The sequence below is a fragment of the Nonomuraea sp. NPDC050394 genome, from assembly GCF_044459065.1.
Taxonomy (GTDB): Bacteria; Actinomycetota; Actinomycetes; order Streptosporangiales; family Streptosporangiaceae; genus Nonomuraea.
In genome coordinates, this window is sequence record NZ_JBITIO010000001.1 from 1,209,866 (window position 1) to 1,229,693 (window position 19,828).

Annotated in this window: 19 protein-coding genes; 15 read left to right on the plus strand and 4 right to left on the minus strand. The window is 71.6% G+C overall.

The annotated features are described in order from the left end of the window. Positions 1-7: 7 nt before the first annotated feature. The 4 genes from ACIBKY_RS05970 to ACIBKY_RS05985 all read left to right on the plus strand — a co-directional run bounded on the left by ACIBKY_RS05970 (position 8) and on the right by ACIBKY_RS05985 (position 4,429). Entirely contained in the window at positions 8-1,177 is a 1,170-nt protein-coding gene (locus ACIBKY_RS05970) for a serine hydrolase domain-containing protein (protein WP_397094766.1), read from the plus strand. Between the two features lie 34 nt (positions 1,178-1,211). Continuing rightward, positions 1,212-2,168: an aldo/keto reductase gene (locus ACIBKY_RS05975; protein WP_397094768.1), complete on the plus strand. Its 957-nt coding sequence runs from the start codon at positions 1,212-1,214 to the stop codon at positions 2,166-2,168. 150 nt (positions 2,169-2,318) lie between these two features. After that, positions 2,319-3,881 carry an alpha/beta fold hydrolase gene (locus tag ACIBKY_RS05980; RefSeq protein WP_397094769.1) on the plus strand — a complete coding sequence of 521 codons (1,563 nt, stop codon included), beginning with the start codon at positions 2,319-2,321 and terminating at the stop codon, positions 3,879-3,881. A gap of 53 nt (positions 3,882-3,934) precedes the next feature. Further along, the gene (locus ACIBKY_RS05985) at positions 3,935-4,429 is read left to right on the plus strand and encodes a beta-class carbonic anhydrase (protein WP_397094770.1); all 495 of its coding nucleotides are present in this window, start codon (positions 3,935-3,937) and stop codon (positions 4,427-4,429) included. Between the two features lie 30 nt (positions 4,430-4,459). Here the strand turns inward: ACIBKY_RS05985 and ACIBKY_RS05990 are convergent, their stop codons facing one another. Continuing rightward, the gene (locus tag ACIBKY_RS05990; RefSeq protein ID WP_397094771.1) at positions 4,460-4,861 is read right to left on the minus strand and encodes a hypothetical protein; all 402 of its coding nucleotides are present in this window, start codon (positions 4,859-4,861) and stop codon (positions 4,460-4,462) included. A 113-nt stretch (positions 4,862-4,974) separates the two neighbouring features. Between ACIBKY_RS05990 and ACIBKY_RS05995 the strand changes: the two genes are divergently transcribed. Beyond that, positions 4,975-6,222 (plus strand): hypothetical protein, encoded by a 1,248-nt coding sequence (locus ACIBKY_RS05995; RefSeq protein WP_397094773.1) that lies wholly within the window; start codon positions 4,975-4,977, stop codon positions 6,220-6,222. Positions 6,223-6,256: 34 nt separating this feature from the next. Here the strand turns inward: ACIBKY_RS05995 and ACIBKY_RS06000 are convergent, their stop codons facing one another. The 3 genes from ACIBKY_RS06000 to ACIBKY_RS06010 form a co-directional block, all read right to left on the minus strand. Further along, positions 6,257-6,679, minus strand: a complete 423-nt coding sequence (locus ACIBKY_RS06000) for an SRPBCC domain-containing protein (protein WP_397094774.1) — start codon at positions 6,677-6,679, stop codon at positions 6,257-6,259. A 45-nt stretch (positions 6,680-6,724) separates the two neighbouring features. Next, positions 6,725-7,477, minus strand: coding sequence for an alpha/beta fold hydrolase (locus tag ACIBKY_RS06005; protein ID WP_397094776.1), 753 nt, complete (start codon positions 7,475-7,477; stop codon positions 6,725-6,727). Positions 7,478-7,841: 364 nt separating this feature from the next. Next, positions 7,842-8,795 (minus strand): hydroxyacid dehydrogenase, encoded by a 954-nt coding sequence (locus ACIBKY_RS06010; protein WP_397094777.1) that lies wholly within the window; start codon positions 8,793-8,795, stop codon positions 7,842-7,844. Positions 8,796-8,880: 85 nt separating this feature from the next. On the opposite strand from ACIBKY_RS06010, the gene ACIBKY_RS06015 reads away from it, so the two are divergent. The 10 genes from ACIBKY_RS06015 to ACIBKY_RS06060 are packed head-to-tail and all read left to right on the plus strand — an operon-like array spanning position 8,881 to position 19,644. Continuing rightward, a complete protein-coding gene (locus ACIBKY_RS06015) occupies positions 8,881-10,506 on the plus strand; it encodes a TIGR04028 family ABC transporter substrate-binding protein (RefSeq protein WP_397094778.1) in 1,626 nt (541 codons plus the stop codon). A gap of 20 nt (positions 10,507-10,526) precedes the next feature. After that, on the plus strand, positions 10,527-11,408 hold the full coding sequence (locus tag ACIBKY_RS06020) for an ABC transporter permease (protein ID WP_397094780.1): 882 nt from the start codon (positions 10,527-10,529) through the stop codon (positions 11,406-11,408). After that, entirely contained in the window at positions 11,405-12,172 is a 768-nt protein-coding gene (locus ACIBKY_RS06025; RefSeq protein WP_397094781.1) for an ABC transporter permease, read from the plus strand. Before ACIBKY_RS06020 ends, ACIBKY_RS06025 begins: the two co-directional genes overlap by 4 nt. After that, the gene (locus ACIBKY_RS06030; RefSeq protein WP_397094783.1) at positions 12,169-13,686 is read left to right on the plus strand and encodes a dipeptide ABC transporter ATP-binding protein; all 1,518 of its coding nucleotides are present in this window, start codon (positions 12,169-12,171) and stop codon (positions 13,684-13,686) included. Before ACIBKY_RS06025 ends, ACIBKY_RS06030 begins: the two co-directional genes overlap by 4 nt. Next, a complete protein-coding gene (locus ACIBKY_RS06035; RefSeq protein WP_397094785.1) occupies positions 13,683-14,657 on the plus strand; it encodes a putative FMN-dependent luciferase-like monooxygenase in 975 nt (324 codons plus the stop codon). The genes ACIBKY_RS06030 and ACIBKY_RS06035 overlap by 4 nt, the downstream gene beginning before the upstream one ends. Beyond that, on the plus strand, positions 14,654-15,223 hold the full coding sequence (locus ACIBKY_RS06040; RefSeq protein ID WP_397094786.1) for a CMD domain protein: 570 nt from the start codon (positions 14,654-14,656) through the stop codon (positions 15,221-15,223). The genes ACIBKY_RS06035 and ACIBKY_RS06040 overlap by 4 nt, the downstream gene beginning before the upstream one ends. Beyond that, entirely contained in the window at positions 15,220-15,771 is a 552-nt protein-coding gene (locus ACIBKY_RS06045) for an alkylhydroperoxidase domain protein (protein WP_397094788.1), read from the plus strand. Before ACIBKY_RS06040 ends, ACIBKY_RS06045 begins: the two co-directional genes overlap by 4 nt. Continuing rightward, a complete protein-coding gene (locus tag ACIBKY_RS06050) occupies positions 15,768-16,385 on the plus strand; it encodes a VOC family protein (protein ID WP_397094789.1) in 618 nt (205 codons plus the stop codon). Before ACIBKY_RS06045 ends, ACIBKY_RS06050 begins: the two co-directional genes overlap by 4 nt. Beyond that, positions 16,382-16,894, plus strand: a complete 513-nt coding sequence (locus tag ACIBKY_RS06055) for an OsmC family protein (RefSeq protein WP_397094791.1) — start codon at positions 16,382-16,384, stop codon at positions 16,892-16,894. Before ACIBKY_RS06050 ends, ACIBKY_RS06055 begins: the two co-directional genes overlap by 4 nt. 23 nt (positions 16,895-16,917) lie before the next feature. Then, entirely contained in the window at positions 16,918-19,644 is a 2,727-nt protein-coding gene (locus ACIBKY_RS06060) for a glycoside hydrolase family 2 TIM barrel-domain containing protein (RefSeq protein ID WP_397094792.1), read from the plus strand. Positions 19,645-19,828 lie beyond the last annotated feature (184 nt).

The window sequence follows — 19,828 nt, forward strand, 5'->3', positions numbered from 1 at the left end:
ATCCGCCTTGACCGACGACCCTTCGCGGCGCTCCGTCCTGGGCCTGCTGGGCGCGGCGCCGCTGATGGCGAGCACCGGCCGGGAACCGGCCGCCGCCGGCCGCTCGCTGGAGGCCTACGACGACTACATCCGGGACCTGGCTGACCAGGACCGGTTCTCGGGGACCGTGCTGGTGGCCCATCGCGGCCGCGTGGTCCTGTCCCGCGCGTACGGCATGGCGGACAAGGAAAGGAAGATCCCCAACGGCCCCGACACGATCTACGCCCTCGCCTCGGCGTCCAAGCCGTTCACCGGCCTGGCGATCGTCCAGCTGGCCCAGCAGGGCAGGCTGAGGTTCCACGAGAAGCTCAGCACCTACCTGGACGGCTTTCCCGCCGACGTCGGCGCCGTCACCGTGCACCAGATGCTCACGCACACCGGCGGCATGACCGACCCGACCAACAGCGGCGGCGGCGACAAGATCCTCAACAGCATCGAGGAGGCCGAGGCCGAGCTCGGGAGGCTGGCCCGGGAGCAGAAGCTGCGCTTCGTCCCCGGCACCAGGAAGGAGTACGCCAGCATGGGCTACAACGTCCTGGGCGAGATCGTGGCCGCGGTCTCCGGCATGCCGTTCCACGCGTACATGCGCGAGCACGTCTTCGAGCCCGCGGGCATGCGGCGCTCGGCGTACTACACCAGACCCCAGTGGCTGGACGACGAGCGCATCGCGCACCCGTACATGCTGCAGGAGGACGGCTCCCGTATCGACGGCGTCCGCAACCTCGACAAGGGCGGCACCATCGGCGTGAAGGGGTCCAACTCGGCGCGCGGCTTCATCGGAGCGGGCGGCGGGAACGCCTTCGCCTCGGCCTCCGACCTGCTGCGCTTCGCCTGGGCGCTGAAGAACCACAAGCTGCTCAACCGCGCCTACACCGAGATGTGGCTGAGCCCGAAGATCTCCGGGCCGTCCCCGGGAACGCCCGACCCGCGCCGTGGGGAGAGCTTCCACGCCTACGGCCCGATCGCCCCCATCTTCAACCACCAGCGCCTCATCACGCACGGCGGCGGCATCGCCGGCGGCTCGACCAACTGGAGCGTCTACCTCGACACGGAGTGGACGGCCGCCGTGCTCTGCAACTACGACCTGCGCGACCTCCAGCAGATCATCGACCAGGAGCGCGAGGCGATCGCCGGGTAACGTGAACAGCCTGATCGAGCGTGGAGGGGCTGGCATGGACTACACCCGGCTGGGGTCATCGGGACTGAAGGTCTCGCGCGTGTGCCTGGGCATGATGAGCTTCGGCCACTCGCGGGCCTGGCAGCTCGGCGAGGACGCGGCGGAGCCGATCGTCCGGCGCGCGGCCGAGGCGGGGATCACCTTCTTCGACACCGCCGACATGTACTCGGCCGGAGCCAGCGAGGAGATCACCGGAACGCTGCTGAGGAAGACCTTCGCCAAGCGCGACGACTACGTGCTGGCCACCAAGGTCTACTTCCCCATGGGCCGGGGCCCCAACGACCGCGGGCTGTCGCGCAAGCACGTGCTCGCCGCGATCGACGCCTCACTCGACCGGCTCGGCGTGGACCACGTGGACCTCTACCAGATCCACCGCTGGGACCCCGAGACACCGATCGAGGAGACGATGGAGGCGCTGCACGACGTCGTCAGGTCGGGCAGAGCCCGCTACATCGGCGCCTCCAGCATGTACGCCTGGCAGTTCGCCAAGGCCCAGCACGTCGCCGAGCGCAACGGCTGGACGAGGTTCGTCTCCATGCAGAACCACTACAACCTGGTCTACCGCGAGGAGGAGCGCGAGATGCTGCCTCTCTGCCTCGACCAGGGCGTGGGCGTCATCCCGTGGAGCCCGCTGGCGCGCGGCCTGCTGGCACGCTCCGGCGAGACGGTCCGCTCGGGCAGCGACGCCTACGCCGACGAGCTGTACGACGAGAGCGACCTGGCCGTGGTCGACGTGGTCAGGTCGGTGGCCGGGGCGAAGGGCCTGCCCCCGGCCAGGGTCGCGCTCGCGTGGCTGCTCGGCCGGCCGGGCGTCACCGCGCCTATCGTCGGCACGACCAAGCTCGCCCAGCTGGAGGACGCGATCGCCGCGGTCGACGTCTCGCTGAGCGCGGACGAGGTCGCCGCGCTGGAGGCGCCCTACCGGCCGCACGCTGTGAGCGGGCACGCCTGACGGCTCTCGGGGAGGATGTCGCGCCGCGGGACCGGCACCTGAGGAGGAGGCGGCCGCACTAGGGGGATAGGCCTTACGGCGGTGGTGGGTTGATCGTGGTTCCTCCAGGCTTGCCGTATGTCCATGATTTCCGTGGTTTTAGCGGCGGCTGTGGGGTTTTCGCCGATCGTCCCCACGCCGCCGCCTCCCGTCCCGAGTACGCAGCAGGCCCGGCCGCACCCGTTCGCGCCGGTGCCCTTCCCGCTGCCGTCCGGCCTGGACACCGCCTCCAAGGCCCCGCACACTCCCGAGCCCGGCGCGCCGTCCTGGTGTCCCGCGGTGCCGGGCCGGCGGGTGGAGTGCGGCACCGAGCGGCGCCCGCTGGTCGCCGGCAAACCGGAGCTGGGCACCGTCGAGGTGGCCCACGCCCTGGTGCGCCGCGAGAACGAGGCCGCCCCCGCCAAGAACACCGTCATGGTCAACCCGGGCGGGCCGGGCGGCGCGCCCATCGGCGAGGCCGGCTGGTACTCCATGCTGCTCGGCTCCCTGGCCGCCGACCACGACCTCCTGCTGATCGACCCGCGCGGCACCGGCCAGTCCGGCGCGGTGGTCTGCGGCACCGACGGCTTCCTGTGGGCCGACCGGGCCGAGCAGCGGCGCATCGTGGACACGTGCGCGGTCACGCTCGGTCCGCGCGCCGCCGGATACACCTCCGCCGCCACGGCCGACGACTTCAACGCGGTCCGGCGGAAGCTCGGCCTCGGCAAGGTCGTCCTGTACGGCATCTCCTACGGCACCTACCTGATGCCGATCTACGCCGAACGCCACCCGGGCACCGTGCGCTCGATCGTCCTGTCGGGCGCCTACCCGGTCACCTTCGACCCCTTCGGCGGCCCGAGCGCCAGGGCGATCTCGCTCAGCCTGCGCCGGATCTGCGAGCGCAGCGGCGCCTGCGACGGCGCCGCGGCCGTCCGCGATCTGCGCAAGGTGGCCGCGATGCTGCGGGCCGGGCCGATCGACCTCACGATCACGGTCGGGGGGCGGCCCCAGACGGTCAAGCTGACCGAGAGCGCCCTGGCCATGATCCTCACGTTCGCCGCCAGCGGCGGCCTGGGCGGCTCTCCCGACGAGGTCTCGCTGATCGGCACGATGCCCGCGCAGCTGCACCGGGCGGCGAGGGGCGACACCGGACCGCTGGTCACCGCGATGACCGCGCTCTTCCAGGCGACCGCCAACCAGGAGATCCCGGACATGGGCCTGACCATCGCGGTGGTCTGCAACGACTACACGCGCCCGTGGTCGGTGGACGCGCCGATCCGGCAGCGGTGGCGGCAGTTCGAACGGGCGCTCAAGCGGGCCGACCCCCACGGGTTCGGCGCCTTCAGCCGCGAGGGCTACGCCTTCAGCATCCCCGACGGCGGTGAGGTGTGCATCGGGTGGCCGAAGGAGGGTACGGCCCGGCCGTACGCGCTGAGCGGCAAGCTGCCCGACGTGCCCACACTGGTGGTCTCCGGCGACCTGGACAACAACACGGCGGCGGAGAACAGCAGGCTGAGCGCGGCCCAGTTCCCGAGGGCGCGGTTCCTGTCGGTGCCGAACACCGGGCACGTCGCCGAGATGGACGCCTCGGGGTGCGCCGTGGGCCTGGTCGCCGGGTTCATCCGGGACGAACGGCTCGGGGACACCTCGTGCCTGGCGAAGATCCCGCCACTCAAGGTCAACAAGCCCTATTGATTATGTAGGAAATGAGGGTAATTTGGGAGGCCCGACCCCTGGGAGGTAGTGCGATGAGCGTCACCGACGAACTGCTCGCCAACGCCGACCGGTACGCCGCCGCGTTCGACAAGGGTGAGCTGCCGCTCCCGCCCGCGAAGGGCATCGCCGTCGTCGCCTGTATGGACGCGCGGCTCAACGTCTACGGCCTGCTCGGCCTGCGGGAGGGCGACGCGCACGTCATCCGCAACGCCGGTGGCGTCATCACCGCTGACGAACGGCGCAGCCTCGCCATCAGCCAGCGGTTGCTGGGCACCACTGAGATCATCCTCATCCACCACACCGACTGCGGCATGCTGACCTTCACCGACGACGCGTTCAAGGAGGCCATCAGGGCCGAGACCGGCATCAAGCCGGACTGGTCCGCGGAGGCGTTCTCCGACCTGGAGGGCGACGTCGTCCAGTCGGTGGCGCGCGTGAAGGCCGACCCCTTCATCCCCCACCGCGATGAGGTACGCGGCTTCGTCTACGAGGTGGAGACCGGCCGGCTGCGCGAGGTGAAGGCCTGACGCCGGGCGCCGGAGGCCCGCCTCCGGCGCTCAGCCCGTCGCCTGCCTGGGCGCGGCGATCAGCCCGTAGATCACCAGCACGCAGAGCGCGATGCTGATCACCGAGTAGATCGGGTACGCGCTGAGAAAGGCGAACTGGCCGATCATGGCCAGCGCGGCGAAGATGGCGCCCAGCCATCTGGCCCAGATCTGCCCGGCCAGGATGCCGAGCGCCACCGCCACCTGGACCAGGCCGAGGATCAGCCAGATCCAGCCCCAGGTCGTGTAGTCGAGGACCAGAAGCTGCCCGCCGGAGGTCAGATAGTACTCCTGGCGGAAGAAGGCGATGATCCCCTGGATCACGTGGAAGAAGCCGAGGATGACGCCCAGCATTCCGGCGAACCCGAGCCAGCCGGAGCGGCCGGCGGGTTCCGTGTAGTACGCGTTCATCATCTGGAAGTGCCCCCCTGGGAGGGGGCGCGACAGGGCCTTGCCCTATGCGGGCCGAGAATTTGCCGCCCGATGGCCGCCGAACGGGCATTCCCTCTCTGAACGAGGGGGTGGCGATGTCCGAGGAGCCGCTGGGCGCCGGGGAGCGGGCGGAGCTGGCGCGGCTGCGAGGCGAGGTCGCCGAGCTGCGGAGCCGTACCGGCGGGGGAAGGTGGCGCGCGGTCGTCTCCGCGGTGCTGATCACGCTCGGCTGCGTGCTCGTCCCGCTGGCCGGCGTCGGGTTCTGGGCCGCCAACGAGGTCTCGGACACCGAACGGTACGTCGAGAACGTGACGCCGCTGGCCGGTGACCCGGCCATCCAGAACGCCGCCGCCAACCGGGTCACCGGCGCGGTCATGCGGGCGCTGGACGTCCAGGCGATCGTGGGCCAGATCGCCGGCAGGCTGCCGCCGCGCGTCGGGGACAAGCTCAAGGGGCTGTCCGGCCCGATGACCGACGGCGTCGAGGGCTTCGTGCGCGACAAGGTCGGGCAGGTCATCGCGAGCGACACCTTCCAGACCGTGTGGGTGCAGGCCAACCGGGTCGCGCACAAGCAGTTCGTCGCGGTGCTCTCCGGCGAGGGCAGCCAGTTGCTCAAGGTGAACGGCGGCGCCGTCAGCCTCGACCTCGGCCCGATCATCGACCGGGTCAAGCAGAAGCTGGTCGCCTCCGGCCTCGGCCTGGCCGCCTCCATCCCCGAACTGCACCCCACGATCGAGCTGTTCGACTCGGCCGACCTGGTCACCTGGCAGCGCTGGTACGGCTGGCTGATGACGCTCAGGTGGGCGCTGCCGGTGCTGGCGCTGATCCTGATCGCCCTCGGCGTCTACGTCGCGAACAGCCGCCGCCGTGCCCTGGCCGGGGTGGGGATCGGGCTGATGGCGGGCATGCTGGTGCTGGCCGCCGCGCTGGCCGCCGGGCGCGCCGCCTACCTCGGCTCGGCCGCCCGGCACGGGCTGGACCAGGCGGCCGCCGCGGACCTGTTCGACACGCTGGCCCGCTTCCTCAGAGGCGGGCTGCGCACGGTGCTGGTGCTGGGCCTGGTGATCGCCGCCGCGGCGTTCTTCACCGGCCCGTCCGCGACCGCCGTCAGGACGCGGTCCGCGCTGAAGCGGGGCATCGGCCTGGCCGGTTCCCGGCTGAACACCGGCCGCTTCGGCGCCTGGCTGGCCCGCAACGCCACACCGGTGCGCGCCGGGCTGGTGGCGCTGGCCGCCCTGGTCTTCGTCTTCTGGGACCGCCCGACCGGCGCCGTGGTGCTCGGGATCACCGTCGCGACCCTGCTGCTCCTGGGCGTGGTGCAGTTGCTGGCGCGGGGTTCATGAACGCGGCCTGCCGGTCATGAACGCGGCCTGCCGGTCATGAACGCGGCGTGCCTTCGTGAACGGGCATGCCGGCCAGGTGCTCGCCGAGGCGGTCCAGGGACTCCAGCCAGGCCGCCCTGACGTGTTCCTGGCCGTCGCCCCGGTGCTGGAAGCGCAGCTCGGTGCCGTCTCCGTCGCCTGCCAGCGTCACGGTCACGACCGCATCGCCGGAGGTGAAGACGAGCCGGGCGGGGGCGCGGGCCTCGCGGTAGACGCCGCCCAGCGTGGTCTCGAAGCCGTGCTCGCCGACCAGCGTGACCTCCCACGCGCCGCCGGGGCGCGCGTCGAGGAGGACCCGGTCGGCGGGGGTGGTGAAGATCCGGGGACCGAACCAGCGGGCGAAGCACCCGGGTGTGGTCCAGGCGGCGTACACCTGGTCGGGGGAGGCAGCGAGCGTGCGTTCGATGGAGTACTGCATGGCCCCACGGTGCGCCGCCGCGCTTACGGTCCCCTTCCGGCGGGCTTAAGGGCGGAGAAATCCGGCGACGTCTGCCGCAAACCTTTTGTGGCGGAACGTCCCCAAGTGGCTGGCTCCGGGATACACCAGAAGCTTCCCGTACGGCAGGCCGTCCGCGGTCTCACGGAACAGCCCGGGCGTGTAGGCCAGATCGCGCTCCCCGCCCACGACCAGCGCGGGAACCTCGATCTCCGCCAGCCGGTCGCGCAGGTCGAAGGAGTCCTCCGCCTGGGCGAAGCGCAGCATGTCGCGCGGGTCGGCAGGACGGATCGCCGGATCGGCCAGCCACATGAGCGCGGTGAAGAACGCCCTGGTCAGCGGGTTCGCGCCGGCCAGCGGAGCCAGATGGTGGGCGCCGCGACGGCCGGCCGCGACGGCCTCGGTGTAGCGGCGCTGTGCCAGCCGCGTGTGCGGCGGCAGCGTGTACGCGGCCCCCGCCACCACCAAGCGGCGCACCGCCTCCGGATGGTCGGCGGCCAGTTGCAGGGCCAGGGAGCCGCCCGAGGACATGCCCAGCACGTCCACCGGCCCGCCGAACCGCTTGCCGATGGCCTCGGCGTGCTGCCCGGCGACGTCGGCCATGGTGGTGCCCTCGGGCATGCCGGGCGCACGGTTCACGGCGTGGACCCGGAAGCGCTCGCCCAGGGCGGCCAGGACGGGGCGTTCGCCGGCGGCGGGCTTGGCGGAGTGCTCGGGAGTGAACCACCGCAGCACGACCAGCGGTTCACCGGCACCCGACTCCGACCACGGAAGCTCCATGCCTCCCAGTCTGCGCGCCACCCCCGCCCCGCGCGTGCTTCTCCCTCCCACTCCGCCACGAAACCCACGGCTCACCCGCCTCCTCTTCCCACGCCGTCACAAGCCCCTTCACCCGCCACCTCGCCCGCCTCTTCCACCCCCGCGTTCCACCCCCGCCTTCCACCCCCGCCTTCGACCCCCGCCTTCCTCCCGCGCGTTCTACCCGCGCGTTCTACCCGCCGCCTCTTTGCGCGCGGTGGCACGACCTTTCGCGCGTGCCGCCTCTTCTTTGCGCGCCGTAACGCCGCCCTTCGCGTGTGCGCCTCTTCTCTTGGCGCTGCGACAGGGGTCTGTTCTTCCTGTGGCGGTTCCGGTCTGAGGTGGGTCAGGCGAGGCGGGCCGCGGCTTCGCGGGTCAGGGCGTGCCGGAGCGGCAGGCCGGTGGCGAAGCGTTCCAGTTCGGCCGCCACCAGTTCGCCCAGCAGCCCGCGCTCGGCCCCGAGGCTGCCCGCGATGTGCGGGGTCACCACGACGTTGGGCAGCGTGAACAGCGGCGATCCCGGCACGGGCGGCTCGGGGTCGGTGACGTCCAGGACGGCGAACAGGTCGGGCCGCCCGGCCAGCACCTCAAGCAACGCGCTCTCGTCGATGACGGCGCCCCTGGCGGTGTTGAGCAGCGTCGCGCCCGGCTTCATGGAGGCCAGCAGCGACCGGCCGACCAGCCCGCGCGTCTGCGGCAGCAGCGGCGTGTGCACGCTGACCACGTCGCTCGTGGCGAACACCTCTTCCAGCCCAGCCATCCGCACACCCTCGCAGGTGGCGGACGGGTCGTAGGCCACCACTTCCACGCGCAGCGCCCGCAGCCGGTCCGCGACCAGCCGTCCGATCGCGCCCAGCGAGACGAGGCCGACGCGCGAGCCGTACAGGCCGGGCTGGGGTGTGCGGGGGAGCGGCGCCCTGGCGGCGCGGGCGTTCAGGACGTAGCGCCACCCGCCCTTCAGCGCGTAGACGATCTGCGCGTACGTGAAGTCGGCCACGGGCACGGCGTTGGCGGTGTAGGCGGAGACGAGGGGGATGCCGCGGTCCCAGAACTCCGGGGTGACGATCCCGCGGACCGATCCGGCGGCGTACAGGACGAGCTTGAGCCGGGGCATCGACTCCAGCAGGGCCCGGTCGAGGACCGGGGCGCCCCAGCTGGTGCAGAGCACGTCGGCCTGGGTGGGGCCGGGGTGGGCGGCGGGGCCGTACACGATGTCGGCCTGGGCGCGGACGCGGTCCAGGACGGGTGCGTAGACGTCGGGGAAGACCTGGGGGTTGAGCACGAAGGCCGCGGACAGCACACCGACGACCCTATATTTGCCTACTTTTCTGGTAGGTATTAGGGTTTTGTCGCGTAAGTCCCCGGAAGTGAAGGGTCGTCGTTCCATGTCCTCAACCAGACCTGCGGTCTTCAGCGTCGCCATGCTCGCCGTCGTAGGGCTGCTGAGCTCCTGTGGAGGCGGCACCGGATCGGCCGCGGGAGCCAAAGCCGCGGACGGCGGGCCCGTGTACGGCGGCACGCTCACCTACCTGGAACACCAGGCGCCCACGTGCCTCTATCTGCCGGCGGCCGGGTTCTATCCGAACGGCGGCGTGCTCAACCAGATCACCGACAAGCTGACCTGGCAGAACCCCGAGACCCTGAAGATCGAGCCGTGGATCGCCACCAAGTGGGAGGTGAACGACGACGCCACCGAGTACACCTTCCACCTGCGCGACGGCGTGACCTTCAGCGACGGCAGCCCGCTCGACGCCGCCGCGGTCGCGGCCAACTTCGACGTGTACGGCAAGGGCGACGAGAAGCTGAAGCTGCCCCCGGCCGAGTTCGTCAACAACTATGAGCGCTCCGAGGTCGTCGACCCGAAGACGGTGAAGTTCTTCTTCGACAAGCCCTCGCCCGGCTTCTTGCAGGGCACCTCGGTGATCGGCGCGGGGCTGGTGTCGAAGAAGACGATCGGCCTGCCGTACGAGGAGCAGTGCCAGATCGGGAACGTGATCGGCTCGGGGCCGTTCACGCTGGCCAGGCAGATCGTGGACAAGGAGATCGACCTCCAGGTCCGCAAGGACTATGACTGGGCGCCGCCGTCCTCCGGTCACCAGGGCCGCGCGTACCTCGATCTCGTCAAGATCATCGTGACTCCGGAGGACAACGTGCGCGTCGGCGCGCTGACCTCGGGGCAGGCCGACTACGTGCGCTACGTGCAGGCCTACGACGAGCAGACGGTCAAGGGGGCCGGCTTCACCGTCAAGGCCGAGCCGACCCGCGGCGTCAACAACGGCCTCTACCTGCGGCCGGGCAACAGCATCCTGAAGGACGTCAGGGTCCGCAGGGCGCTGCAGAAGGGCACGAACGCCAAGGAGGTCGTGGACACGCTCTTCACCGGGAACTACCCTCAGGCCACCTCAGTGCTCAGCCACCTGGCCCAGGGCTACGTGGACCTGTCGAAGGAACTGGCCTACGACCTCGACGGGGCCAACAAGCTGCTCGACGAGGCGGGCTGGACGCGCGGCGCCGACGGCACGCGGGAGAAGGACGGCGTCAAGCTCCAGCTCGGCGTCTTCGTCGCGGGGCCGCAGCCGCTGTCGAAGCAGACGCTGGAACTGGTCGCCCAGCAGTGGTCCAAGCTCGGGATCAAGCTGGAGATCCGCCCCGCCGACGCCGGCACGATGGCCGTGGACATCAAGGACGCCGAGAAGACCGCCGTCTCCCACAGCATGGTCGGCCGCGCCGACCAGGACGTGATCAAGAGCCAGTTCCACAGCGAGAACCGCGACGTGATCCTTTCCGCGGACAAGAAGCTCGACGCGCTGCTGGAGGAGCAGTCCGCGCTGGCCGACGTGACGCGGCGCAACGCCAAGGTCGGCGAGATCCAGCGGTACCTGATCGAGCAGGGCTACGCCATCCCGCTGTTCGAGGAGCCTCAGGTGTACGGCGTGGCGCCGTACGTCCAGGGGGTGGCCTTCGAGGCGGTGGCCCGGCCCAGCTTCTACTCGGTCTGGCTCAATAAATGACGAAATATCTGGCTAAGAGGGTGGGTCAGGCCCTTCTGGTGCTCTGGGCCGCCTTCACCGCCGCGTACGTCCTGCTCCAGGCCATGCCCGGCGACTCCATCCTGATCAAGTTCCAGAACCCGGAGCTGGGCCTGTCACCCGAGCAGATCGCCGAGATCCGCGCCTACTACGACGCCGGCGGCTACCTGCACACCGTCCTCGGCTTCCTGCGCGGCGACTTCGGCTACTCGGTCGACACCGGCACCCCGGTGCTCGAACGGCTGGCCGAGGGGCTGCCGGAGACGGCCAAGCTGGCCACGGCCGCGTTCGTGCTCGCGGTGCTGCTGGCCGTGCTCATCGCGTTCGCCGCGAGCCACAGCTCCCGGCTGCGCGGCGTGCTGCTGGCGGTGCCCTCGCTGTTCATCTCGGTGCCGGCCTTCTGGCTGGGCATCCTGCTGATCCAGGTGTTCTCCTTCCGGCTCGGGCTGGTGCCGGTGATCGGCGGCAGCGAGATCCAGCAGCTCATCCTGCCGGTGCTGACGCTGGCTGTGCCGATCTCCGCCCCCATCGCGCAGGTCCTGGCCCGTAGCCTCGACCAGGTCTTCACGCAGCCGTTCGTCCCGGTGGTGGCGGCCAAGGGCGCCTCGCGCTCATGGATCCTGTGGCGGCACGTGGCACGCAACGCGCTGCCGCCCACGCTGACGGTGGCCGGTCTGACGTTCGGCGAGCTGATCGCCGGTTCGGTCGTGACCGAGACGGTCTTCGGCCGCAACGGCGTCGGCCGCCTCACCGAGCAGGCGGTCAACGCCCAGGACACGCCGGTGCTGCTGGCCGTGGTGGTGCTGGCCGCGACGGTGTTCGTCCTGGTCAACTTGCTCGTGGACCTGGTGTTCCCGGTGCTCGACCCGAGGCTGGCGCGATGAGGTGGCTGTCCTGGCTCGTGGTGGCCCTGGTGGTGCTCTGGGCGGTCGTGCCCTGGTTGTTCACCGGCTACGACCCGCTGAACGGCGTACCCGCCGAGAAGCTGCAGGGGCCCGGCACCGCACATTGGTTCGGCACCGACGCCGTGGGCCGCGACGTCTTCGCCCGCGTGGTGCACGGCTCCGTGCACTCGCTGTCGGGCGCGTTCGTCGCGGTCGGGGTCGGACTCGTGCTCGGCACGCTGCTCGGCCTGCTCGCGGGGTCGGCGGGCGGGCCCGCCGACGAGGTCATCATGCGCCTCATGGACGTACTGCTCTCGGTGCCCGGCCTGCTGCTCGCGCTGACCGTGATCATCCTGCTCGGCCCCGGCACGGTGAACGTGGCGATCGCGGTGGGTGCCGGCTCGGTCGCCGCCTTCGCCCGCCTCACCCGTGCCGAGGTGGTGCGGGTACGGCGCAGCGACTACGTGGAAGCGGCCTTCGGCAGCGGCGGCACCTTCGCCGCGGTCCTGTGGCGGCACGTGCTGCCCAACTCGCTCGGCCCGGTCGTAGCGCTGGCCGCCCTGCAGTTCGGCGTGGCCATCCTGGCCATCTCCACCCTCGGCTTCCTCGGGTACGGGGCCGAGCCGCCCACGCCGGAGTGGGGCCTGCTGATCTCCGAAGGCCGCAACTACCTGGCCACCTCGTGGTGGCTGACCACGCTGCCCGGCGCCGTCGTGGTCGCGGTGGTGCTGGCCGCCGGCCGCATCTCGAAGGAGATCCGATGAGCCTGCTCGACGTCAGGAACCTGACGGTCTCCTACGGAAGGCACCAGGCGGTCAAGGGCGTCTCGCTGAGCGTCGGGGAAGGCGAGTTCGTCGCGGTGGTGGGTGAGTCCGGCTCGGGCAAGACCACCACGGCGAACGCGATCATCGGCCTGCACCCCGGCGACGGCGGCGAGATCCTGCTCAACGGCACCGACATCGCCCGCTGGTCGCAGCGCCGCCTGCGGGCGATCCGCGGCGCCCAGATCGGATTGGTCCCGCAGGACCCGTCGAACTCCCTCAACCCGGTCAAGAAGATCGGCGTCCAGATCGCCGAGACCCTGCTCATCCACAGGCATGGGGACAGGTCAGCACGGCGGCGCCGGGTCCTGGAGCTCCTGGAACGCGTCGGCCTCGACGACCCGGTGAGAAGGGCCGGGCAGTACCCGCACGAGCTTTCGGGCGGCATGCGCCAGCGCGTGCTCATCGCCGCCGCCATCGCGCTGCGGCCCAGCCTGATCATCGCCGACGAGCCGACCAGCGCGCTGGACGTGACCGTGCAGCGCCGCATCCTCGACCTCATCGACGACCTCAGGCAGGAGTACGGCACCGCCGTCCTGCTGGTCACCCACGATCTGGGCATCGCCGCGGCCCGTTCCGACCGGCTCGTCGTGATGCGCGACGGCCGCGTGGAGGAGGGCGGCGGCACCCGCGAGGTGCTGGCCGCCCCGGCCGCCGCCTACACCAGGCGGCTGCTGGCGGACGCCCCCGCGCTGAGCACCCGCGCCTTCAAGGACCCGCCGCCGCAGGCCGGGTCGGCGATCGTGGTGCGGGACCTGGTGAAGGAGTTCGGGGGCTTCCGCGCGGTGGACGGGGTGTCCTTCGAGGTGGCCACGGGCAGCACGCACGCGCTGGTGGGGGAGTCGGGCTCCGGCAAGACCACCACCGCCCGCATCGTCACCCGCTTCGAGAAGGCCACCTCGGGCAGCGTGGAGATCCCCGGCGTCACCGAGTTCCGGCGTGGCGTGCAGCTCGTCTACCAGAACCCCTACGGCTCGCTCGATCCCCGGCACAGCGTGGCCAGGATCGTCGAGGAGCCACTGCGCAACTTCCGGCTCGGTGACCGGGCGGCCCGCCGTACCCGGGTGGGGGAGTTGCTCGACCGGGTGGCGCTGCCGGCGACGCTGCTGGAGCGCAGGCCCCGGGAGCTGTCCGGAGGACAGCGGCAGCGGGTGGCCATCGCCCGCGCGCTGGCCGTGGAACCCCGGGTGCTGGTCCTGGACGAGGCGGTCTCCGCGCTGGACGTGACCGTCCAGGCGCAGATCCTGGACCTGCTGGAAGAACTCCAGCGCGACCTTGGCCTCACCTACCTGTTCATCTCGCACGACCTCGCGGTGGTGCGCCAGATCTCTCACACCGTTTCCGTCATGAACAAGGGACGCATCGTGGAATCAGGGACGACGCAACAGATCTTCGACAGCCCGCAGGACGGCTACACCCGCGAGCTGCTCGCCGCCGTGCCGGAGCCGGTGCGATGACCCGGCTCGGCTTCTTCACCCGGCTCCTGGACGACGTCCCGCCCGCCGAGCGCTACCGGCTCGCGCTGGAGCAGATCGTCCACGCCGAGCGGCTCGGCTTCGAGACCGCCTGGGTCGCGCAGCACCACTTCGACGGCGAGGAGGGCGGGCTGCCCGCGCCGCTGGTGTTCCTCTCGCACGTGGCGGCGCGGACCGAACGGATCAGGATCGGCACCGGAATCATCACGCTGCCGCTGGAACACCCGGTGCGGGTGGCCGAGGACGCCGCCGTGCTCGACCTGCTGTCGGGCGGGCGACTGGAGGTCGGCGTCGCCGGCGGCGGCACTCCCTCGGCGTTCGAGGCGTTCGGCAAGGACCCGGCGCGGCGTAACGAGATCTACGCCGAGCACCTGGACGTCCTGGTCAACGCCTGGTCCGGGGGCGATCTGGGCGGCGGGAAGCGGCTGTACCCGCCGGGGCCGAGACTGCTGGACGCGATCTGGGAGGCGACGTTCTCGCCCGGCGGCGGGGAACGGGCGGGGCGGGCGGAGCACGGGCTGATGCTCTCGCGTACGCAGCCGCGGCCGGAAGGGCGGCCCGAGCTGTCACTGGCGGAGATCCAGAAGCCGATCGTGGACGCCTACTACGCCGCCCTGCCCTCCGGAGTGGCGCCGCGGATCATGGCCTCGCGCACCGCGTTCGTCGCCGACACCCGCGAGGAGGCGCTGCACTGGGCCGCCCAAGGGCTGGCCAGGCCGGGCCTGCCGCAGCCCGACGGCGGCGGCGTGGACGAGCTCATCGCCGCCTGGGACGCCCACGTCGGCACCCCCGAGGACGTCGTGGCCAGCCTCAAGGCCGACCCGACACTCAAGCGGGTCACCGACCTGGTCTTCCAGGTGCACTCCATCGACCCGCCCCACGAGCAGGTCCTGCGCTCCATCGAACTGCTCGCGACCGAAGTCGCCCCCGCCCTGGAAGGGAGCACGGTATGACCGCCGACGTGATCGACCGGCTGGCCGGCATCCAGCCGGGCTCGCGTCTGGACCGCCTGCGCGAGCGCCGCCCCGACGCCCGCGAGCACGCCCAGCGCAGCTACGAGGCGCTGTTCTGCCCGGAGACCGAGGAGCACGTCACGCTCATCGAGCGCGACGCCGTGGCCGCGTTCGTCGCCGGGCTGCACCGCGACGACGCCGTCGCCGGCTTCTACGCCGGACGGCTGGGCGAACTCGCCCCCGACCTGCTCACCCGGGTCGAACAGGAGATCGACACCGGCCGGACCACCGGCCCGTACGGCGCCTACGGCGATCCGGAACTGGCCGCGGAGAGCACCGTCGGGCCCGTGCACCGCTCCAAGCTCGACGGCCGGCTGGCCGCCGCCTTCGACCACGCCCACCTGCTGGTCTTCCGGCCGCGGGAGGCCCAGGCGGAGCACCTGCAGAACCTCCTCGACGCAGGCTGGAGCACGACCGGCATCGTCACGCTCTCGCAGCTCGTCGCCTTCCTCACCTACCAGGTCCGCGTGATCGCGGGCCTGCGCCTGCTGGGAGCCGCCGCGTGAAGTTCACCCAGGACCGGATCGGCTGGCGGCCGTGGCTCGCGCCGCTGGCCGAGGAGGAGCTCACCGACGAGCACTGGGAGGCGCTGGTCGACAAGGCACGGGCGGCTTCGCCGTACTTTCTGCTGCTGGCGCGCGATCCGCACGTGCTGCACGCGCGCACCAAGACCGACAACGACATCTTCTACAACGCCGACGGCGGGCTGCCGCGCGCCGAGCGCGAGCTGGCCGCGACCGCGACCTCGCGCCGCAACGGCTGCGTCTTCTGCGCCTCGGTGCACGCCCGCTTCGCGAGCCACTACGCCAAGCGCACCGCCGACGTGCAGCGGCTGCTGGACGAGGGCGTCGAGGCGCACCAGGACGGGCGCTGGCGGGCGGTCATCGACGCCTCCGCCGCGCTCGCGGAAACGCCCGGCACGCTGGACGCCGGGCACCTCGCGGCGCTGCGCGCGGCCGGGCTCGACGATCTGGCCATCAGTGACGTCATCCATTCCGCCGCATTTTTCAACTGGGCCAACCGGCTCATGCTGTCCCTTGGAGAACCCGAATGAGCACTCTCGACCATCTTGTCTACGCCGTGCCCGACCTTCTGGAGGGGGTGGCCGCGTTCGCCGGGCGGACCGGCGTGACGCCCGTGGAGGGTGGCGCCCATCCCGGCGGCACCGCCAACTTCCTCGTCGGCCTGGGTGAAGGGGCGTACCTGGAGATCATCGGGCCGGACCCGTCGGTCGCGGGCGCGCGGCCGCGCGCGTTCGGGCTGGAGTCGCTGACCGCGCCGGCGCTCGCCGCCTGGGCGGTGCGTCCGGCCGACATCGACGCCACGGTACGGCAGGCCCGCCAGGCCGGCTACGACCCCGGTGACGTGCAGCCGCTTTCGCGCCGCAAGCCCGACGGCACGCTGCTGGAGTGGCGGCTGACCAGGCGTGACGACCCGGCGGGAGTGCGGCCGGTGCCGTTCCTCATCGACTGGGGCGCCGCGGCGCACCCGTCGGCGTCGGGGCTGCCGCAGCTTGAGCTGGTCTCGTTCACGATCGCGCACCCCGAGCCGGGCACCCTGGCGGCCGACCTGAAGGCGCTGGGCGCCACGGCCGAGGTCGTCGTCGGTGAGTCCGTGGCGCTGCGCGCCGTGCTGGGCACGCCCGAGGGCCCGGTGACGCTGGCATGAGCACGTTGCGCGACTACCTGGAGCAGAAGCGCGCCGCGCTGCTGGCCCGCCGGGACAAGCCGTCGGACGGACCGGTGCCGCTGCGCGCCACCGTCACCGCCGAGGGACGCAGCGGCGTCCGCCGCATCCGCATCCGCGAGCACCAGATCCTCAGCGACAGCGCCGCCGACTTCGCCGGATACGACCTCGGACCCGGCTCGCCCGAGCTGCAGGCCGGAGTGCTGGGCAGTTGCGTCACGCACATCTTCCTGATCAAGGCGGCCGAGCTGGAGGTACCGCTGGACGCCCTGTCCGTGGACGTGAGCGCCACCTACGACCCGCGAGCCCAGGCACCGGGCAACACCGGCATCCCGGTCTACCCGCAGGACTTCCGCTACGTCGTGAAGATCGAGTCGCCCGCCTCCGACGAGGACCTGGCCAGGCTCCACGCCGAGGTCGAACGCGTCTGCCCGATCCTCAACCTCATCCGCAACCCGCAGGACATCAAGGGGGAGGTAGTGCGGGTCTAGAGCTTTTTGGGAAGAATGTCCGAGTGTTCGATCATGCACCTAGCGCAGGGCTGCGCGCTCCCCGCGCGGCCCTGGCCGGCGACGCCCCAGCCATCGACCTCAACGGCCCGTGGAGCTTCCGGCTCAGCCCGGACGCCCACGCGAGCCTGGACTTCGTCCATCCCGGCTACGACGACTCCGCGTGGGATCGGCTGCCCGTGCCCTCGCACTGGCCGCTGCACGGGTACGGCTCGCCCGCGTACACCAACGTCTCCTACCCCTTCCCGATCGACCCGCCGAACGTCCCGGACGACAACCCGACCGGCGACTACCGGCGGGTCTTCGACGTGCCGGAAGGCTGGGACGACGCGGTGCTGCGCTTCGACGGCGTCGACTCCCACGCCAGGGTCTGGCTGAACGGGCACGAACTCGGGTTCACCACCGGCAGCCGGCTGGCCGCCGAGTTCACCGCGGGACCCTGGCTGGTGCCCGGCCGCAACGTGCTGGCCGTCCGTGTCCACCAGTGGTCGACCGCCAGCTACCTGGAAGACCAGGACATGTGGTGGCTGCCCGGCATCTTCCGCGACGTGACGCTCACCCGCTCCACCGCCGACCTGTTCGTGCACGCCACGCACGACGGGCGGCTCTCCTTCGAGGGCGACGGGCTGCTCAGCGTCCCGGCGCTCGGCCTGACCGGCCTCGAACCCGGCGTGGAGGCGCGGCTCGACGTCACGCCGTGGAGCGCCGAGAACCCCTTCCTGTACGACGCGGTCCACGTGGGCCCCACCGAGACCGTGCGGCTGCGGATCGGGTTCAGGACCGTGTCCATCGAGGACGGCGTGCTCCTGGCCAACGGAGTGCCGCTGAAGCTGCGCGGGGTCAACCGGCACGAGTTCCATCCCGACCACGGGCGGGCGGTGCCGTACGAGACCATGCGCGAGGACGTGCTCCTCATGAAGCGCCACAACGTCAACGCGGTCAGGACCAGCCACTACCCGCCCCACCCCGCCTTCCTCGACCTCTGCGACGAGTACGGCCTGTGGGTGATCGACGAGTGCGACCTGGAGACGCACGGCTTCGGCCAGGCCGGCTGGCGGCGCAACCCCAGCGACGACCCCGCCTGGGCCGAGGCCTACGTCGAGCGCATGCGGCGCATGGTCGAACGCGACAAGAACCACCCGTCCATCATCATGTGGTCGCTCGGCAACGAGTCCGGCACCGGCCGCAACCTCGGCCTCATGGCCGAGTGGGCCCGCCAGCGCGACCCGTCCCGCCCGCTCCACTACGAGGGCGACGTGACGTGCGCGGACACCGACGTCTACAGCCTCATGTACGCCTCGGTAGCCGAGGTGGAGGCCATCGGCAAGGGCACGGAAGCCCCCCTCGACGACCCCGCCCTCGACGCCCGGCGGCGGCGCATGCCGTTCGTGCACTGCGAGTACGCCCACGCGATGGGCAACGGCCCCGGCGCCCTGCTCGACTACCAGGACCTCTACGACACCCATCCCCGGCTGGCCGGCGGCTTCATCTGGGAATGGATCGACCACGGCCTGCGCCACGAGAAGCTCGGCTACGCCTACGGCGGCGACTACGGCGAGCCCGTCCACGACTCCAACTTCGTCATCGACGGCCTCGTCTTCCCCGACCGCACCCCCTCGCCCGGCCTGCTGGACCTGAAGGTGGTCTTCTCGCCCGTCCGCATCACCTTCCCGTCCGCGGGCGAGGTCTCCATCGAGAACCGGTACGGCTTCCGCGACCTCACCCACCTGCGCTTCGAGGCGACCGCAGAAGACGTGACCACGATCCTGGAAGTCCCGGCGGAGGGCGGCGTCGTCAAGCTCCCCGCGGCTCCGGCCACCTCGGACGAGACCTGGCTGACGGTCCGCGCCGTGCTGGCCGCCGACGAGCCGTGGGCACCGGCGGGCCACGAGATCGCCTGGGGCCAGGTACGCCTGACCGCCCCGGCCCCTTCTCCGAGGTCTGCCGGGAGCCTGGCCGAGGCCGAGTTCTCACCGGGCACCGGGCGGCTGGTCCGGCTGTTCGGCATCGAGGTCGAGGGGCCGAGGCTGGAGCTGTGGCGGGCGCCGATCGACAACGAGCGCTTCGGCGGCCTCGACTGGCACTGGCGCACCATGGGCCTGCACCGCCTGACGCACCGGGTGGACGCGGTGGACCGGGACGGAGACCGCCTGACCGTCGTCACCCGGGTCGCCCCGGCCGCCTCCGACCTGGGCCTGCGCACCACGTACACGTGGACGGGCGTGGACGACGGCGTGCTGCTGGAGGTCCACGTGGTGCCGGAGGGCGAGTGGAAGCACCCGATCCCACGCCTGGGCGTGGCGATGTCACTCCCCGCCACGTACGACCAGGTCACCTGGTACGGCCGCGGCCCCGGCGAGGCCTACCCCGACACGGGCTTGGCCGCCAGAGTGGGCCGCTGGTCGGCGAGCGTGGACGACCTCCAGACCCCGTACGTGTTTCCCCAGGAGAACGGCCACCGCGCCGGCGTCCGCTGGGCCACGCTGGCCGACGAGACAGGCAAGGGCCTGCGGATCGCGGGCCACTACGGCCTGACCGCCCGCCGCTGGACCACAGCGGACCTGGAGGCGGCCCGCCACCTGCCCGACCTGATCCCAGGAGACCGCATCCACCTCAACCTGGACCTGGCCCACCACGGCATCGGCTCCGCGTCCTGCGGCCCCGGCGTTCTCCCCCCGTACGAACTCCAGGCCCGGGAATCCACCCTCACCCTCCACTTCACCCACCCCTGACCCTCACCCCGGCCCCGGGCGGCTGGGGCCAAAGCCGCCTCGGACCTTGGGTTCGTGGCGCCGGGGCTCCGCGCCGTGGCGCCTGGCCAGGAGGACGGTCGTTACGGAGGGGTGGTGTGAGCTGGACGGCCGTTTCCTGGACGGGGGCCGGCCGAGGTACGGCGGGTGGGGTGGGGGCGGCTGG